General features: G+C 57.1%; 1 pseudogene. It reads left to right on the top strand.

The window, feature by feature from the left end:
- Positions 1-534: pseudogene (locus IE142_RS40370) on the top strand (hypothetical protein); the annotation flags it as partial.

The raw sequence follows: 534 nt of genomic DNA, 5'->3' as shown, positions 1-534 counted from the left end.
GATTGACCGTTCCGACCCGACTTACAAGCAGAAGGAAGCGGAAGCCGCTCGTATTGCACGTGAAATTGAGACCACCGACGTTGACAATGCGCATATGAGGGAAGAACGAGGATTAACAGTGCCAGGAGATGGTGGTGACGAGGAAGACAAATACAGTGGTGTCCGACGTGACGAGAGAAACTTCCCACCCCTTGTCTCTGGGCAGCCAAACAAGTACACACCGCCAGCTCGTCGACAGGCCGCCGCTCAAGCTGCTGCAGCCCCAAGTTCCTCCGCTAGCGCTGTGAAACAGGTGCCCAAGGATACAACGCCTTCTACGGCGGCACCACCTAAAGATAGTACCGCATCGCAACCTGCCCCTTCAGCTACAGCTGCCAGCGCCGCTCCTGACGCGGACAAGTCTGCCTCGGCGAAGCCTCCATCAGCTACCAGCGCTGCACCGAAGCGGACTGGCACGGAGAATGCTACCGCCAACGTGGAAGCGGAAGTGCTAGATCACTTCCGTCAATTCGCCAACAGCGAGAAACAGAAAAT

This window comes from Streptomyces mutabilis, assembly GCF_014649815.1.
GTDB classification, from domain to species: Bacteria; Actinomycetota; Actinomycetes; order Streptomycetales; family Streptomycetaceae; genus Streptomyces; species Streptomyces mutabilis.
Note: the sequence above shows the minus strand (reverse complement) of the source record. Positions and strands in the feature narration are given on the sequence as shown.